At 65.4% G+C, this 16764-nt stretch carries 18 protein-coding genes; 8 read left to right on the top strand and 10 right to left on the bottom strand.

Going from position 1 to position 16764, the window contains the following annotated elements; all coding sequences use genetic code 11:
• Positions 1-8: 8 nt before the first annotated feature.
• From C450_RS12390 to C450_RS12375, 4 genes are read right to left on the bottom strand one after another with little or no spacing between them, the layout of a single operon-like run.
• A complete protein-coding gene (locus tag C450_RS12390; protein ID WP_005043855.1) occupies positions 9-593 on the bottom strand; it encodes a hypothetical protein in 585 nt (194 codons plus the stop codon).
• On the bottom strand, positions 590-1063 hold the full coding sequence (gene gvpH, locus C450_RS12385) for a gas vesicle protein GvpH (RefSeq protein WP_005043854.1): 474 nt from the start codon (positions 1061-1063) through the stop codon (positions 590-592). The genes C450_RS12390 and gvpH overlap by 4 nt, the downstream gene beginning before the upstream one ends.
• Positions 1060-1311: a gas vesicle protein GvpG gene (gvpG, locus tag C450_RS12380; protein WP_005043852.1), complete on the bottom strand. Its 252-nt coding sequence runs from the start codon at positions 1309-1311 to the stop codon at positions 1060-1062. Before gvpG ends, gvpH begins: the two co-directional genes overlap by 4 nt.
• A 1-nt stretch (position 1312) precedes the next feature.
• Complete coding sequence (locus C450_RS12375; protein WP_005043851.1) at positions 1313-1942, bottom strand: GvpL/GvpF family gas vesicle protein; 630 nt, start codon at positions 1940-1942, stop codon at positions 1313-1315.
• 154 nt (positions 1943-2096) lie between these two features.
• On the opposite strand from C450_RS12375, the gene gvpA reads away from it, so the two are divergent.
• Positions 2097-2429 (top strand): gas vesicle protein GvpA, encoded by a 333-nt coding sequence (gvpA, locus tag C450_RS12370; protein WP_005043849.1) that lies wholly within the window; start codon positions 2097-2099, stop codon positions 2427-2429.
• A gap of 126 nt (positions 2430-2555) precedes the next feature.
• The gene (gvpO, locus tag C450_RS23230; RefSeq protein WP_005043846.1) at positions 2556-3062 is read left to right on the top strand and encodes a gas vesicle protein GvpO; all 507 of its coding nucleotides are present in this window, start codon (positions 2556-2558) and stop codon (positions 3060-3062) included.
• A 3-nt stretch (positions 3063-3065) separates the two neighbouring features.
• Here the strand turns inward: gvpO and C450_RS12360 are convergent, their stop codons facing one another.
• Positions 3066-3485, bottom strand: coding sequence for a hypothetical protein (locus C450_RS12360; RefSeq protein ID WP_005043844.1), 420 nt, complete (start codon positions 3483-3485; stop codon positions 3066-3068).
• A gap of 211 nt (positions 3486-3696) precedes the next feature.
• Positions 3697-4122 (bottom strand): helix-turn-helix domain-containing protein, encoded by a 426-nt coding sequence (locus C450_RS12355; protein ID WP_005043842.1) that lies wholly within the window; start codon positions 4120-4122, stop codon positions 3697-3699.
• A gap of 152 nt (positions 4123-4274) precedes the next feature.
• On the opposite strand from C450_RS12355, the gene C450_RS12350 reads away from it, so the two are divergent.
• Complete coding sequence (locus C450_RS12350) at positions 4275-4697, top strand: universal stress protein (RefSeq protein WP_005043839.1); 423 nt, start codon at positions 4275-4277, stop codon at positions 4695-4697.
• Between the two features lie 80 nt (positions 4698-4777).
• Here the strand turns inward: C450_RS12350 and C450_RS12345 are convergent, their stop codons facing one another.
• Complete coding sequence (locus C450_RS12345; protein ID WP_049910189.1) at positions 4778-5557, bottom strand: NAD-dependent epimerase/dehydratase family protein; 780 nt, start codon at positions 5555-5557, stop codon at positions 4778-4780.
• A 64-nt stretch (positions 5558-5621) separates the two neighbouring features.
• On the bottom strand, positions 5622-6674 hold the full coding sequence (locus C450_RS12340) for a hypothetical protein (protein ID WP_005043833.1): 1053 nt from the start codon (positions 6672-6674) through the stop codon (positions 5622-5624).
• 210 nt (positions 6675-6884) lie between these two features.
• Here C450_RS12340 and C450_RS12335 point away from each other — a divergent pair, with 210 nt between their 5' ends.
• The 4 genes from C450_RS12335 (at position 6885) to hmgB (ending at position 14564) form a co-directional block, all read left to right on the top strand.
• The gene (locus tag C450_RS12335) at positions 6885-9893 is read left to right on the top strand and encodes a COG1361 S-layer family protein (RefSeq protein WP_005043831.1); all 3009 of its coding nucleotides are present in this window, start codon (positions 6885-6887) and stop codon (positions 9891-9893) included.
• A gap of 10 nt (positions 9894-9903) precedes the next feature.
• A complete protein-coding gene (locus tag C450_RS12330; RefSeq protein ID WP_005043830.1) occupies positions 9904-12351 on the top strand; it encodes an efflux RND transporter permease subunit in 2448 nt (815 codons plus the stop codon).
• Positions 12348-13124 (top strand): TrmB family transcriptional regulator, encoded by a 777-nt coding sequence (locus C450_RS12325; protein WP_005043827.1) that lies wholly within the window; start codon positions 12348-12350, stop codon positions 13122-13124. The genes C450_RS12330 and C450_RS12325 overlap by 4 nt, the downstream gene beginning before the upstream one ends.
• A gap of 105 nt (positions 13125-13229) precedes the next feature.
• The gene (gene hmgB, locus C450_RS12320; protein WP_005043822.1) at positions 13230-14564 is read left to right on the top strand and encodes a hydroxymethylglutaryl-CoA synthase; all 1335 of its coding nucleotides are present in this window, start codon (positions 13230-13232) and stop codon (positions 14562-14564) included.
• A 49-nt stretch (positions 14565-14613) separates the two neighbouring features.
• Here the strand turns inward: hmgB and C450_RS12315 are convergent, their stop codons facing one another.
• Positions 14614-15171: a sugar O-acetyltransferase gene (locus C450_RS12315; RefSeq protein WP_005043821.1), complete on the bottom strand. Its 558-nt coding sequence runs from the start codon at positions 15169-15171 to the stop codon at positions 14614-14616.
• Positions 15172-15325: 154 nt separating this feature from the next.
• Between C450_RS12315 and C450_RS12310 the strand changes: the two genes are divergently transcribed.
• Positions 15326-15829 carry a hypothetical protein gene (locus C450_RS12310; protein WP_005043819.1) on the top strand — a complete coding sequence of 168 codons (504 nt, stop codon included), beginning with the start codon at positions 15326-15328 and terminating at the stop codon, positions 15827-15829.
• A gap of 211 nt (positions 15830-16040) precedes the next feature.
• On the opposite strand, the gene C450_RS12305 is transcribed toward C450_RS12310, so the two are convergent.
• Positions 16041-16751 carry a helix-turn-helix domain-containing protein gene (locus tag C450_RS12305; RefSeq protein ID WP_005043815.1) on the bottom strand — a complete coding sequence of 237 codons (711 nt, stop codon included), beginning with the start codon at positions 16749-16751 and terminating at the stop codon, positions 16041-16043.
• Positions 16752-16764: the final 13 nt, after the last annotated feature.

Here is a 16764-nt window from a genome sequence, read left to right as displayed (position 1 = left end):
CGTGGCTGTCAGTCGTCCTCGGTGTCGTCTTCGTCGTCTTCGTTCCCCTCGACATCTTCATCGCTTTCGTTCTCCCCATCGTTTTCGTCCCCGCCAGTTCCACTATCGCCGTCCGCGGCTGCTTCGTCGTCGCCGAGTGCGTCGAGGACTGCATCGAGGACGACGTTGATCGCCCCGAACAGTACGTCGGACGTCGATGGGATCTCGATCTCCGGCAGCAGGTCGCCGGAACTGATCTCACCGTCGGGAACGAGCCCACCGAGCGCCCCCGCCACGTCGTCGAGCAGGCCCACGACCCCCGACAGCAGATTGCCGAGGAGGTTCCCCGATCCCGGGACGGCCGAGAGATCCAGCTCGACCCTGTTCAGTTCGATCTCGACACCGAGCAGGTCGACGAACAGGCCGCTCAGATCGAGATAGAGGAGGCTCGTTCCATCCCCGTTTTCGCCGTCCTCAGCCCCATCGTTTCCGGATTCGTTCTCACCGCCGTCGGTTAACACGATCTGCGCTTCCGTCGGCAGCGTGTCACCCGAGACATCGGTGTGTTCGTTCGTCGATCGGTCGGGCGTGAGATCGGGATTGTTGTTTGTCATTGCCTGGTATCCTCGGTAGGGTGGAGGAACACTTCGAGAACTGCGTTGTTGAACGACGCACCATCGACGACGAACTCGCCGTCGGGCAGTTCCACCCGCGTGAGCAGTCGGTCGTCGGCGGCGATCGAGAGCGTCCCGGATTTTTCGTCGACACCGGCAGCGAGCGTCGTGGGATCGACGTCAGGGAGGTCGGCCGTGACGACGAGGTCGTCCTCGACGCGCCGAACGCTCGTGGCGTACTCGGTGTCGGTCGTTTCGAGGGCGGCCGCCCGACTCGAACCGTCGGCGTCGCTCGGTACCTCGCCGGGCCGGAGAGTCCCGACCGTAATGCCGTACTCCGCGCGACGGCGACCGTCAGTGACGCTGCCGGTTCGGCTCGCGCGCCCGTCATCGTCCGCGTCAGCGGCCGCTTCGAGCGCATCACGGAGTGCGTTGCCGATCAGTCCGCGGATCGTGGGTTTGTCACTCATCGTTTGATCTCGACTTTCCCCTGGAGGTTCTCTCGCGCCTGTTCGGCCACATCGAGCTGTCGTTCGAGCCGAGTTCGGCGCTCCTCGTACTCCTCGCGGGAGCGCTCGCCGATCTCGAACAGCAGCCGGTTCTCCTTGATGTCGTCGCGGATCGCCTCGGTGTCGTACAGCTCCTCGATCGCCATCGCGTGGACGACGTTGAGCAGCGAGACGAACGGCCGCACGAGGAGGTCGTCGACGACGAACATCTCACCGTTTGGCCCCGATCTCGATGTCAACGAAGCTGTACGGTGCCCACGGGCCGGTGTACTGGACAGTAAAGGTCTCGCCGTACTCGTCGATGATCGCGTCGACGGCCTCGTCGAACGCCGCCCGGTCGTCGCGATCGACGAGATACGACCGATTGAGTACGAGTCGGTCGCTGAACAGTCCGTTTTCGGCCTCGCCGTCGCTCACCGGATCGAGCCGTTCTTGGACCGCTGCGATGATCGCCTCACGGTCGACCGTCGCGCCCTCGTCGGCGAGGATCTTGAGTCCCAGCTCGACGTGGCCCTCGACGTCGTTCAGCGCCTTCCGGAACGCCCGTCGACCGCCGCGCAGGACGCCTTTCAGCGCACGGGCGTTCTTGAACACCATTCCGAACTGCATCGGCACGACCGTCCGGCCGCCGTCACGGTACAGGAGCTCCTGGAGCACGTCGTCGTGCGCCCGGAGGTTCTCGTCGCTTCGATCCGGCTCCATCGTCTCGCTGTCGCTCACGATCGCCGCGAGGCTGCCGTGCTCGACCGTGTACACGCGGGTCGCGTCGCCGACGCCTTCGGTCTCGAACTCGACGCCATCGTCGGTGATCCCGTACGTGTAGAGGTGTGTGCTCGCCATGAGGTAGCTGGACGGGTTCGTCCGTACAAAGCGATTGGTTCGCCAGTCGTTAAAAGATGGCTGCCTGCACTGGAAGGCAGTTCGTCGCTAGAACAGAAGACAGCGGCAGTTGCAGCCCCAACACCCATATGGGAAGTCGGCGAAGAGTCGAAGCATGGCAAGTGAACGACCGAGTACGGCGAGCCTCGCAGAAGTGGTCGACCGCATCCTCGATAAGGGGATCGTCATCGACATCTGGGCACGGGTGTCGGTCGTCGGAATCGAGATCCTGACCGTCGAGGCACGGGTGGTCGTCGCGTCGGTGGACACCTTCCTCCACTACAGCAAGGAGATATCAAAGCTCGAAATGGCGAGCCAGTCCGGCGAGCTCGATGACTTGAAGAACCTCGAGCTCGGCACGTCCCCGATGGTCCAGCCCGAACCCGACGAACCCGAAGTCCGAATCGAGGAGACGGGCGAAGAGCAAGAACAAGAGGCCGAGCAGTAACGCTCGCCGACCACCAGCTTCCAAACTGACCGCTCATCCCTCTCCCGCACCACCTCGGATCGAGATCCGTGCTGCCGGCCGGTGCTGGGCCGGGATTGATTACCAACCCCCGAGACACAGATAGCAATGGCCGACCTCGACCCCAGCGATCACACCATCGACGAACTCGAAGCCCAGCTCGACGAGATCGACGACCCGGAGACACTTCGGGAGATCCGTGAGGAAGAAACCGACGGTGAGGACCGCACCGGAGCCACCGAGGCGATCGACGAGCGCCTCGACAGCGTCGCGGACGATGGAAACGACCGTGACGGCGGCGGAGATGGTGACGGCGACGAGTCGGTCGACGACGGATCGAACGGGAACGGACTCGGCATCATCGACATCCGTAACCAAGTCCGAAGTGTGGCCGCTGACCTGATCGGCCGCCCGCTCGACGGGATCACCGAAGTCCGGGCCGACGACGACGGCTGGTACTCCACGGTGGAAGTGATCGAACGGAACTCGATCCCGGACACCCAGGACATCCTCGGGCGGTACGAAATCGACCTCGACGCCGACGGCAACGTGAGAGGATACCGCCGGCTCCGGCGGTACCGACGTGGAGACACCAACGACGAAACGCTCGAATAGCGCTTACTCGTCGAGGTCCAGGGTTTCGACGAGTCGGTCTTCCATCTCCTCGCGCGCGAGATTCGCGGTCACGTCGACGTCCTTCGCGAGCTGCTGGAGTTCCCGATAGGACATCGCTTCGAGGTCTGCACGCGAGGCGGGGCGTCCCGACCCCGTGTCGCTTTCGTCGTTCTCATCGCTCTCGGTACGCTCTTCGGTCGTCTCGCTCTCCTCGTCCACGTCCTGTTGGGTGGTGTCGTCCCGATCGCCGGTCGTCGTGTCGGCCGCAGCGCCGCCGGTGGAGCCGGTCGGTACGCCGACGCCGGCGAGTCCGGTCGTGAGCAGTTCGCCAACGGCTCGTCCCGCGAGGCCACCGAGATGCTGCCCGATTTCCTCGCCAGCCCGTCGTCCGAGCGTCTCGCTGCTCGGCTCCTGATCGCTCATACAACGGTATCAACGGCGGTGGCGCATAAACCCGACGCCGACACACAGGACACCACCGCGACGGACTCCGCGACGAAAACTGCTCGGTCGCGGCTACCGAAGTAGTTGGACGAGTTCCACGAGAGAGGCGACGAGCAGTCGAGCGACCCAAGAATACGACGAACGATCGTGCGACTCGTCGGCGCGACTAGCCGGGCTTCGATCGACGGTCTCACCCCTCCTCGCGGATCTCACGGAGCAGTCGACGCGAGTGGCCGAGCGAGTACGCGACTCCGAATCGTTGTGCGACGTACCGGCGCAAGAGATCGGGCGTCCACGACGGCTCCGCGAACCCGAACGCGCCGGGTGCACGCCGAAGCGTTCGTTCGAGATCCGCACGCTGGCCAGCGGCGAGCTTCGGGGGCCGTCCGGGTCGGTGTTCGTCCCGAATCGCCTCGTCGATCGGGCGGGTCTCGAAGCGATCGAGCCACGAGTACAGCGTCGAGCGTGGGATGGCATACCACTCGGCCAGCGTGTCGACGCGGGTCCCCTGCTTGTACGCCAGCGCCACCATCAGCCGCTTCGCCGCCTTCGCGTCCGTGACCTCGTCGAGCGTGCGACGCAGCGCCCCGGCGTCGACTTCGTCGAGCTTGTTCATGCGATAGGATAGATCGATGCGGTCATAACTCTATATACTTTTGTCGTTGGCTGCGGGCAGCGTCCCGACAGCCGTGTGGGGCCGGGACGCTCGTGCAACGGACTCCCCTTGCCGGCAGCACCTTCTTGCCGTTCCTCTTCGTATGTCACCACATGGCAAAGCAGGTGTTGGTGCCGTTCGACGGATCGGAGCGGTCACAGCGCGCACTGGAGTACGCGCTCACCGATTATCCCGACGCGGCGACCACGGCGATTCACGTGCTGAATCCGGCGGAGTGGGGGTACAACTCCACGGGCAGCGGTCTCGGCAAGCGGTGGTACGAGGAAGCGCGTGAGGAGAGCGAGGACGTGCGGAAGGCAGCGACCGAACTGGCCGAAGAGCACGGGGCGACGGTGTCGACGACCACCGCGGACGGCACACCGGGCGAGACGATCGCCGAGTACGTCGCCGAACACGACGTCGATCACGTCGTCATCGGGAGTCACGGCCGCTCGGGGCCGAAACGACTCCTCCTCGGGAGCGTCGCTGAAACCGTTGCGCGTAGCGTCTCGATCCCGGTCACGATCATCGGCTGAGTAGCTCGAACCGCGACCCGGCCGAACCGCGGCCGGGTGGCGACCGGTCGAGTGTGGCCGGGGTGGCGAGCGGCCGTGCGTCAGCGGTCCAGCGCCTCGGTCGCGTTGTCGCGTGGCCGGTAGCCGAGCACCCGCTGGGTGTGCGTCAGCGAGAGATATCGGTCGTCGTTCCGCGAGACGGCGTGGACAGTGAGGGGCGTCTCGGGCAGGTCGGTTGTGGCCGCTCGGCGAAGAACGTCCCGGCAGTCGCGCGGGCTGAGCCACATCGCCCGGGCGAACCGGGCGGCGTCTTCGGGCGGCGTGGCGTCGGGATCGGTCTGGGTGTCGGCGAGTTCCGCCGCGGTCATGAGCCAGCCGATGCGGACGTTGACCACCTCGAGTCCGTGGCGGTCGGCGTAGTAGTTGCCGAGTGCCTCCGCGGCGACTTTCGTGACGCCGTAGTACGAGTCGGGTCGTGGCGGGGTATCGGGATGGATCGTCGGCGCGTCGGCGGTCATCGTTTCGGGTTCGTCAGGCTCGTCGACGTCGTCCATGTTGACCGCATGATTCGAGCTAGCGTAGACCACGCGATCGAGATCGTTCGCGAGCGCCGCCTCGTAGGCGTTGTAGGTCCCCTCGATGTTCGGTTCGTGGAGTTCGTCCCAGTCGGCGTACGGCGAGGGATTTCCCGCGAGGTGGATCAGCACGTCCTGGCCCGCGAGGGCGTCGGCGAACGCCTCGCGGTCGGTCACGTCACAGACGATGCCGTCGATGTCGTCCTCCGCTTCGTAGGTCAGCGGCGTCACCTCGTGATTCGGAAACGCATCGAGGATCGTCCGGCCGACGTTGCCGGCCGCGCCGGTCACCGCGATGTTCACCATGCGCGCCGTGTGAACGGGCCCGGGCATAACCGTTCGGCCGGCTGTCGCCGCGATCGGATAGCGGTCAGCGCCACCCGAGTCCGGACGGTTCGGCCGGTGGGGCGAGCGGGCTCGTCGGCAGTTCGTCCGCGAGATCGGGATCGTTGTACGCCCGCGGCGCGACGTCGTTGGAGCTGTCGGGGTAAAACACCGACGCGAGCGCGTGGAGATGCTCGCGGCCGACATCGAGTTCGAACTGGCCACCGCCGTAGCACGTGATCTCGTGTTCGCGACAGTGTTCGATGGTGTCGAGCAGCGATGCGACCGAGCCGAACCGCGAGGGCTTGATGTTGAGCACGCTCGGCTCCCACGGGAGGGATTCGACGCTCTCGACGCCGTGGATCGGGGCGTCCCACGAAACACGGTCTTCGTGTCCGTCGAACAGCGGACGGGTGTCCTCGGTGAGCGCAGGGTCCTCGATCGTCGCTTCCGGGAACCCCTCGATCACCCGCTCGTAGAGGTCGGGGTCAGCCGACTGATCCACGCTCGTCCCGCGGTACTGGCCCTTCAGATCGAGCACGCGGACCCGGCCGGTGTCGGCGAGGCGGTCGATCAGGTCCGCGGACCACTCCGAGGTCGGGTCGAGTTTGAACCCGAGATCGGGATTGCGGTCGAGAAAATCGTCGATTCGATCGAACGTCGGCGGGTCGCCGAGGCGGGTGCTCGCGACGAACCCGACCGGCTCGTACTCCCGATCGAGCGCGGTGGCGAGATCCGTATCGGCCTGCCTGAGCGCGAGATCGAGCGCCGCGCTCTCGAACCCCCAGCGGCGGTAGTCACGGAACGCGTCGCGGTCGAGATCGCGGCCGAAGAAGAGGTCGGTCTCGTCGATCCGGGCGGCGAACTCGCGGTGGGTCATCGTCCCGGTCGGCACGAGATCGGGAGCCGTCTCGATCAGCGCGTCGTGCTCGTCGGTTTCGTAGATGACGTCCTCGCCACGGCCGACCTCGCCGTCGCCGTGGAGCGAAAGCACCGTCGTCACCCGCTCGAACCCGCTCGACGTGTCGCGCACCCGTCGATCGAGGTCCCAGTCGTCGATCGTCACGTCGAGGTCGCCGAGCCGGTCGTACAGCGCCATGCACTCCATCGATCGCGCGTCGACAAAAGCGTACACCCCCTCCTCGAACGGCAGCGGTGTGGTCGAGGGCCTTCCGACACCGAAGTCGTTATCACTCCACCCTGTTAGTAGCAAAGTAGTACAAGCCTGCCGCAGGGATCAGCCGATACGCGATTTCGACCTCACCAGACCACAGATGCCAGTAAATACCGCGTCTCCCACCGTCCAGCAATGGAGACTCCGATGAATCGCTCGACAGTGTTCACCCTCCTCGTCGGATTGCTCGTGATCCAGGGGAGCGTCGCTGGCGTCGTCAGCAACGACGCGCCCACTTCGAACAACGAGACCAACGCGACGCCAGAGGCGTCGTCGACCACCGAGCACCCGGCCGAGGACAACGGGTCGGTCGACATGGACGCTATCATGAACTCGTCGACGGACAACTCGTCGGAGTCGGAAAACGAGAGTGGCAACAGTTCCAACGGAACGAGCGAAACCACGACGGCCTCCGAAACCACAACGACGGAGGAAGAATCGGCGGCCACGGAGACGGCAACCACGACGACGACAGCGACCGAGACGACGACTACAGAATCCACGACACAGTCCGAAACAACGACGGAAACAACCACGACGACAGCGGCTGGCGATCAGTCGGGAGGCGATGGCGAAGCTACTCAATCCTCCGGACAATCGGGATCACAGTCGACCGAGGCGGCGGGAGCCCAGAGCCAGCGCACCGGAGGGGCGGCCGGCGGAACGGACAGCGCATCCGCTCGAACGGCATCGACGGCCGGCAGCCAAGGAGCCAGCGGGGCCCAAGCGGGCGCGGGACGTTCCGGTGGCGCACAAGCCGGTAGCGCACAGGCGGGCGGATCACAAGCGGGCGGCGCGCAGTCAGGTAGCGCGCCAAGTGGTGCAGCGCCGGCCGGTGGCGCACAGGCTGGCGGTGCACAAGCCGGCGGAGCGCCGAGTGGTGCAGCACCGGCCGGAGCCGGCGGCCAAGCGGGCGGATCGCAAGCCGGTGGACAGGCTGGAGCAGGTGCGCAGGCGGGCAGTGGCGCACAGACGGCCGGCGCACAGGGCGGTAGCGGCGGCGCGCAGACCGCCTCGCCCGACGCCGAATTCGACGTCACCGGCGTCGACGACAGCGTGGCGGTCGGCGGCAGCGGCACCGTTGCGGTCACCATCGAAAACACCGGCGAGGACGCGACCGATGCAGTCGTCGACTTCCAGTCGCCGAGTGGCGACCTCCTGTTCGGCCAGTCGCCGACCACCAGTCGATTCGTCGGCGAGTGGGACGAGGGCGAGACCAGAACCATCGAGGTGACGATGCAGGCCACGCCGTCGGCCGATACGGCGGAGTACCCGGTGCGGACGACGGTCTCCTACGAGGACGACGACGGCAACGCGGCCCAGTCCGCACCACTGACGTTCGGCGTCACGCCCGCGGGCGAGCAGTCGTTCTCGCTCGGCAGCGTCGACGGTGATCTCTCGGTCGGCGACAGCGGTACGATCGCGGGCACGATCACGAACGATGGTCCCGAGACCGCAACCGACGCGGTGCTCACGGTCGGCCCGAACGCCAGCCGCGACGTGATTCCCCGACAGACCCAGGTCGTGCTCGGGAACCTCGATCCCGACGAGTCCGAAGGGTTCGAACTCCCCGTCATCGTCGACAGCGAAGCCGAACCGGGACTGCGCCAGCTCCCGCTCACGGTGCAGTACTACGACGAGGACGGCAACCCGATGCAGAGTGCGACCCTCAACGCACGAGTCGAGATCGACGAGGAGAGCGACGACTTCGAGATCGAATCGGTCGAGCCCGCAGTAGAAGCGGGTGAGGAGGGAACACTCTCGGTCACACTCACCAACACCGGCGGGAACGTCACCGACGCCACGGTTTCGACGCAGTCACTCTCCGGTGGCATCCTGTTCGGCCAGTCGGCGAACGCCACTCGGTACGTCGAGGACTGGGACACGGGCGACACCCGGACCTTCGAGTACGACGTGCGCGCCGCCGAGGGTGCGACCGGCGCGACCTATCCGCTCCAGACCTCGATAACGTACGACGATAGCGACGGGGATCAGGGACGGGCCGGCCCGCTGGCGTTCGGCGTCACGCCCGGCGAATCCACCGACGACTTCAGCGTGGTCGAGACGAGTTCGAGTGTGCAGGTCGGCGACGAGGGGCCGATCTCGGTGACGCTCGAAAACACGGGTGCGAACGCCTCCGAGGCGACCGTCTCGCTCCAGTCGCTCACCGGCGACATCACCTTCGGCCGGACCGCGAACGCGACCCAGTTCGTCGGCGACTGGCCGGCGGGCGCACAGCGGACGATCACGTTCAACGCCACCGCGAGCAACACGACCGACGTGCAGAGCTACCCGTTCCAGTCGTCGGTGTCGTACACCGACGGTGACGGCGACGCGGCCCGCGGCGGGCCGTTCACGATCGGCGTCACGCCACAGCCCGAACAGGCGTTCGATCTCGACAACGCCAGTAGCACGCTCCGGGTGGGTGACGAGGGCAACGTCACCGCACAGATCACGAACGAGGGGCCACAGGACGTGCAGAACGCGGTCGTACAACTCGCGACCCAGGGACAGAACCTGAACGCTCAGGAGACCGAGTTCGCGATCGGCAATCTGCCGGCCGGCGAGACGGCGAACGTCTCGTTCCCGGTCGAGGTAACGGACAGCGCCGAGGCGGGCCAGCGCCAGTTCTCGTTCGTCGTGGAGTACGACAATCGGAACGGCGATCCACGCCGAAGCGGCACGCTCGACACGCAGGTTCCGATCGAGCCACAGCGCGACGAGTTCACGATCGAGCCCGCGAACGCGAGCGTCGGTGCGGGCTCCTCGGAGACGGTGACGCTCAACGTGACCAACAACCGCGATAGCGTGGTCCGGAACGCCAACGCCAAGGCGTTCGTCGACGCCCCGCTCTCGCTCGGGAGTGACGAGGCGTACATCTCGCGGCTCGGTCCGGGCGAGACGAAACAGATCGCCTTCGACGTGAGCGCGGGCGGCGACGCGAGCGAGGGTCAGTACCCGCTGTCGGTCGACTTCCAGTACGATACGGCGGACGGCGAGTCCACGCTCTCAGACACCTACGAGGTGCCGGTCGAGACCACCGCGTCGGAAGGCGGTGGGATCCTCTCCTCGCTCGGGCTGACGGTCGGCCTCGTTGCGCTGCTCGTCGTGCTCGGGGTCGGCTGGGTCTGGTCACGGCGGTGAGCCGGGACTGATGGTGGACTACCAGCGCTACATCGACCGGATCGACGAGTGGATCACCGAGCGACCGCGCACGGTGATCATCGCGTTCGTGCTCCTCACGGTCGTCTTCGGGGCCGGACTCGCCAATATCTCGACCGACGCCGGCACCAGCCAGTTCACCCAGGACAGCCCCGCACAGGCCGCGCTCGACGATATCGACCAGGAGTTCTCGGCGACGTTCGAGGAGAGCAACGGCAGCACACAGCTCATCCAATCGGGATCGAACGTACTCGCCAAAGACGAGCTGTTGGCGATGCTCGAATCCCAACAGCGCCTCACCGAGCACGAGGAACTGCGGGTAGTAGGGTCGTCGAGCGCCGCGAGCGTCGTCGCCCAGACCATCGACCCGCGGGCCACGACGCCGAGCGCACAGATCGACGCGATCGAGGGCGCGACCACCGGAGAGATCGAGGCCGCGATCCGGACTGCGGCCGAAGGGCCCGGCTTCACCGGCCTCGTGAGCAACGACTTCAACCGAAAGTCGGCGTCGGCCTCTGCAACCATCGGGACCGTCCAGCACGACGTTCTCGGCGGCGTCTCGTCGTCGGCAGCGGGCACTGGCGGCGAGAGCCCACTGACGCCGATCCAGACGCGCTCGCAGGACGTCGTCGGGAGCGTCGACAGCGACATCCGGGTGTTCGGCAGCGGACTCGTCGCCGACGAGTTCACCAGCATCATCTTCGACTCGCTGATCATCGTGGTCCCCGCGGCCGCCCTGCTGATTCTGGTCTTCCTGGTGTTCGCCTACCGCGACCCGATCGATCTCTTACTGGGGGTGCTCTCGCTCGTGATGGCGATCATCTGGACGTTCGGGTTCACCGGCCTCGCCGGGCTGCCGTTCTCCCAGATGCTCATCGCGGTGCCGCCACTCCTCCTCGCAGTCGGGATCGACTTCGGCATCCACGCGATCAACCGGTATCGCGAGGAACGGGTCCAGGGGATCGACGTCAAGCAGTCGATGCGGACCGCGACCGATCAGCTGCTGGTGGCCTTCTTCATCGTCACCGGCACCACCGTGGTGGGGTTCGCCGCGAACGGCATCAGCGATCTCCAGCCGATCCGTCAGTTCGGACTGATCGCCGCGGTCGGGATCGTGTTCACGTTCCTGATATTCGGGATCTTCCTGCCGGCGGCGAAGGTGTGGGCCGATCAGCTCCGGGCGAAGTACGGCATCCCGGAGTTCGGTCTCTCGCCGCTCGGGTCGGAGGGGTCGCTGCTGGGACGTGCGCTGCTGGTCGGTGTCGGGGCCGCAAAGCGCGCGCCCTACGCCCTACTGGTCGTGACGCTGCTCGTCTCGGTGGCCTCGGGCTTCTACGCCACCGGCGTCGACACCTCCTTCTCCCAGGACGACTTCCTCCCGCCGGAGGAGATTCCCGACTACGTCGAGGGGCTGCCCGAGCCGTTCGCGCCCGGCGAGTACACCGTGACCGACACGACGAACTTCCTCGAAGACCGGTTCAGCACTACCCAAGGGAGTTCGGTGACGGTGTATGCCGAGGGGCCGTTACGCGAGGACCACAGTTTGGAAGCGATCCAACGCGCGAATCAGGACCCGCCCGACGCGATCGTGGCAAGCGGTCGTGAGGCCGACGCCGAGAGCATCATCGGCGTGATCGACACGTACGCAGAGCAGTCACCCGAGTTCGCACAGCTGGTCGAACGGAACGACGTCGACGACGACGGCGTACCCGACGACAACCTCGGCACGATCTACGACGCGCTGCTCGACTCCCCCTATCGAGCGCAGGCGCTCCAGTACATCACCGAGGACTACCGGAGCACACAGGTGGTCTACTCGACCGAGTCGGACGCCGCTAATGACGAGATCGCGAACGACGCACGCGACCTCGCGGATCGGTACCGCTTTACCGCAACCGCGACCGGTCAAACCATCGTGACTGAGGCAGTCTCCGGGACGATCCTCACGTCGGCGATCCAGAGCCTCATCGCGGCGTTCGTCGTCACGGCGATCTTCCTGGTGCTCATCTACTACGTCATCGAGGGCCGACCGTCGCTCGGCCTCGTCAATCTCGCACCGATCCTCGTCTCGGTCGCGCTGCTCGCGGGATCGATGCGGCTGTTCGGGATCCCGCTCAACGCGCTGACCGCGACGATCCTCTCGATCGCGATCGGGCTCGGGATCGACTACTCCGCACACTTCGTCCACCGCTTCGCCGACGAGTACCACGAGTACGACGAGGAAGTCCTTCCCGCGCTCGAAGAGACCGTTCGCGGGACCGGCGGCGCGCTCACGGGAAGCATGCTCACCACCACGACCGGGATCGGGGTGCTCGCGCTGGCGATCACACCGATCCTCGGCCAGTTCGGGCTGGTGCTCGCGCTGACCATCTTCTTCGCGTACGTCGCTTCGATCCTGGTCACGCCATCGGTGATCGTGGTCTGGGGGCGGTTCGCGTGACCGACCACGACGACGCGGTTGCGGCGCTCCAACGCCTCGGCCTCTCGAACTACGAGGCCCAGGTGTTCATCGCGCTCCAGCGAGTCGACTCTGGAACCGTTCGGGACGTGGCCCAGCTCACCGAGGTGCCGCGCTCGCAGGTCTACGGAGCGGCCGAGGACCTCGCCGGACGCGGTCTCATCGACATCCAGCAATCGAACCCGATCCAGTACCGCGCGGTCGGGATCGAGGAGGCACGCACTCGACTCAGAGAGCGCCTCGAACGCGAGGAGGAGCGGGCGTTCGAGTACATCGAGACCGCACGGAGCGAGCGCACCGCCGAGGCCGAAACCCAAGAAGACATCTGGACGGTGCGCGGTCGAGACACCATCGCCGATCGAGTGAAACAGCTCGTCGCGGGAGCCGATGATCGCGTGGTGCACGGCATCCGTGCTCCCTCGATGCTCGACGACGGCGTTCTCGACGCGCTGGGCGCGGCGGCCGATCGCGGCGTCGACGTGACGGCGGTGAGCGCGAACGAGGTAGTTCGCGAACGGTTCGTCGACACCGCGGACGTGACGGTGCGGGCAGCGCCCGACGCGCCCGAAGACCAGCGCAGCGGGCGCGTCCTCGTCGTGGACGCGGACACGCTCTTGCTCAGCGTCCACGGCGGTCCGGACCTAGAGGGTCACGAGGCCGCGATCTGGAGCGCCGAGACCGGCTTCGCCGCAGTGCTGGTCAGTATGCTCGACGTCTGGTTCGACAGACATCTACAAGAAGAGGCAGAGCGGTGAACCACGACGGCCGAGCCGATTTCGGTCGGTTTATCTCCCGATTGTCGACGATCGTCGATTCTAGAGTCGACAAATCCATATAGACACCCCTCCCAGTCGGGGGACATGACCGTCGGTATCGACGCAATGGAGATCCACGCGGGCAAGCTCCGGCTCGACCTCGCGGAGACGTTCGCGCCAGCGATGGACGAAGACCCCGGAAAGTACACCAAAGGCCTCGGGCTCCACGCGAGCTCGTTCCCCGACGTCCACGAGGACATCGTCACGATGGGCGCGAACGCCGCCCACCGGCTGATGGAGCGAAAGGGGCTCGAACCCGACGACATCGGCCGGATCGACGTCGCCACCGAAAGCGCGTTCGACAACTCCAAACCCGTTTCGACCTATATCGCGGGCTGTCTCGAAGCGGTGTACGAGGGCGATTTCCACCACGCCAACAAGGGCGAGCGGAAGTTCGCGTGCATCTCGGGTACCCAGAGCCTCGACGACGCCTACAACTGGATCCGCGCCGGTCGGAACCGGGGTCGGGCGGCGCTAGTGATCGCCACCGACACCGCGCTCTACGCTCGCGGCGACGCCGGCGAGGCGACCCAGGGTGCGGGTGCGGTCGCCATGCTCATCAGCGAAGACCCGGATCTCGTTGCGCTCAGCCAGGAGCAGGGGTTCGGCAGCGCCGACGAGACCGATTTCCTCAAGCCGAACCAGCAGTTCCCCAGCGTCGACGGCAAGCGCTCGGTACAGGTCTACCTCGCACGGATGCGCGAGGCCCTGGAGGACTACGAGTCGGTCGCGGGCCGGGTCTACTCCGAGGAGTTCCGGTACGTCCCCTTCCACACCCCGTTCCCGGGGATGGTCCGGAAGGCCGCGCTGCTCGGCTACCGCCACATGACCCGCGGCACCGCGATCGAGGACGACCTCGAACCCGCGATCGGCCGCCAGCCCCTTCCCGACGAGTTCGACGACGAATCGGGCTACCGCGACGCCGTCCGCGAGTACATGGACGCGCTCAAGGAAACCGAGCAGTACGGCGAGTGGTACGACAACGCCATCGAGCCGACGCTCGACATCGCGCGCCACGTCGGCAACTGGTACACTGGCTCGGTCCACGTCGCCCGCCTGAGCGCGCTCCGTCGCGCCCGCGAGGACGGGATCGACGCCACAGGCGAGCGCCTTCTCGTGGGATCGTACGGCAGCGGCGCGCAGGCCGAGATCCACACCGAGACCGTCCAGGAGGAGTGGGAGACAGAGCTCGCCGCACTCTCGATCGATGACCAGCTCGAAGCGCGCCGCGACATCTCCTTCGAGGAGTACGAGGAGATCCACGACGCCCACAACCACGCGAAGGACGACGAGTTCGACGCGCTCACGACACCCAGCGGCGAGTTCGTCCGCGACGGCCAGGGGCCGATGAACGAGCGAACCTACCGCTACGTCGAGTAGCGATCCTGTCTCGCGCCGACGAACGGCCAGACGTCGAACTGCCGCCGGGTCAGTCGATTTCTGTCACGATTTCCGCTGGGTTCCCTTTGACCACAACACCGGCGGGAACGTCCTCGGTGACGACTGCACCGGAACCGACCACCGCACCGTCGCCGACCGTGACGCCGGGATCGATCACCGCGCGTCCGCCGATCCAGACGTCGTCGCCGATCGTGACCGGCTCGCCGGATTCTAGTCCCTCGGCTCGCTCGGCGGCGTCGATCGGGTGGGTCGCGGTGTAGACGTGAACGCCCGGTCCGAGCAGGCAGTTGCGGCCGATATCGACGCGACAGACGTCGAGCACCACGCAGTCGACGTTCGCGTAGAAGTTCTCGCCGACGTGGATGTTGTCGCCGTAATCACACCGAAAGGGTGGTTCCACGTGGCAGTCCTCGCCCACAGAGCCGAGGAGTTCGTCGAGGAGCTCGTTTCGCCGTTCGTGGTCGGTCTCGTCGGTTGCGTTGTACTGTCGGGTGAGTGTTCGTGCGTGCTCGCGTTCGGCCACGAGTTCGGGATCGCTCGCGTCGTAGGGCTCGCCGTCCAGCATCTTCGTTTTCTCGGTGGGCATCGATCGTCCTTCGTTCTCACTGTCGGCAGAAATAGCTGGGTGAACTGTCCGTGACGGTGTCGAAACTACTGCTATCGTCACCTTGGTATCGCCTGTCTATTGTTTGATTTCGCCTTCTGGTAGGTTTTTCAACTGCCGGTCGGTATGTCCGATAATGGAACGATTACCAGTTGCCGGTGGACACCTCGTGATTACGGATGAATCCATACATATCGACAAATCGTTCCGGAAAGCGGTGAAACGGTGCTATCAGCAGAGCAAAATCATCACGGGGGCCTGGATAGTCGCCGTCGTCATTGGCGGGCTAGGTGTTATCTTCAATGACCCGATCATACGACCAGGGATAGTTCTGGGTGCGGTGGGACTAGCACTTTGGTTTGGGATCGGGTTTGTGATCAATAACGTCTTCAGGCCACACATCACCACGGAGAAAACTATCCCACGAGAATCAGTGGAGATGGTTGTTTACCAAAAGAGCGGGAGAATTCGTCGGCCGACTCTTGCTATCGCGTATGAGAAAGGTGGGGAGCGAAAGGCTCGCAACGTTTCCTTGTCAGCACCGTGGTTAGCTGATGAAGAACCATTGAAACGCATCCTTCCAGTGTTCAGAGATGCGGGTATCGAGATCAATTCAGCTACGGAGATGGATGGTTCCTGAGATCGGGTTCACCCTACCAATCCTCAAACAGATACCGTTCCGGATCGATTCACCACAGTGTGCGGCGAGAATTACTTTCCAGATTTTGCATATCGGAGCCCCAATGAACACGAGCGGTATGCAGGAGGGTTATATTTATCTCACATATCAACTCCGACAACCCATCAATATATTATATAAGGGATCAACACAGTTCCGCTACTCCCGATAGTTACGGAAACTCCGCGAGGGTGTCAAGCATCCCGTCGAGGTCGCCGTCACACACCGCAAGCGAGAAGCCGTCGGCGCGGGCGAGCGCGGGCGCGTGTTCCCAGAGATCGTCCTCGCCGAGCCCGTGGAGCACGACCGCGTTCGGGGTCGGGGTCACGACCCGAAGCGCGACCAGCGGCGACTCGCCCCGCGTGACGCCGGTGAACACCAGCGCACGGTTCGTGCTCTGGCCGTAGAGCCGGTAGAACTCCTCGGAGGAGAGTCGCGTGATCGCCTCGATCGAGTCGATCACGGTGTGGCCCGCGACGGTGTCGTGGGTGCCCGCGACGACTTCGGTCGCGCCGATCGTGCGGTAGAACCGTTCCAGTCCGACTGCAGTGGGATACTCCCGGAGATCGCGGACGATGTCGCCCTCGAACCCCGCCGAGAGCACGCGGGCGTACTGGCGGAGATGCTCGCCGCCGCGGGCCTCGTCGATGTCGAGCAGCGCCTCGATGAGCCGACGAACGATGTTGATCCCCGGACTCTGTCGCCGGCCGCTCTCGTAGTCCGAGACCACCGACGCCGAGACGTCGAGCTGGTCGGCGAGCGCGGTCTGGGAGACGTCGAAATCCGTTCGCCATTTGCGGATCGTCGCCCCGGGATCGTCGCTCAGCACCACGTCGCCAGCGATCTTCCCGGCGAGCTCGCGACGCGGTCCGGGCTCGGCCATACAGCCTACGCTC

It is taken from the genome of Halococcus salifodinae DSM 8989, from assembly GCF_000336935.1.
GTDB lineage: Archaea > Halobacteriota > Halobacteria > Halobacteriales > Halococcaceae > Halococcus > Halococcus salifodinae.
This window is presented reverse-complemented; position numbering and strand designations above follow the sequence as displayed.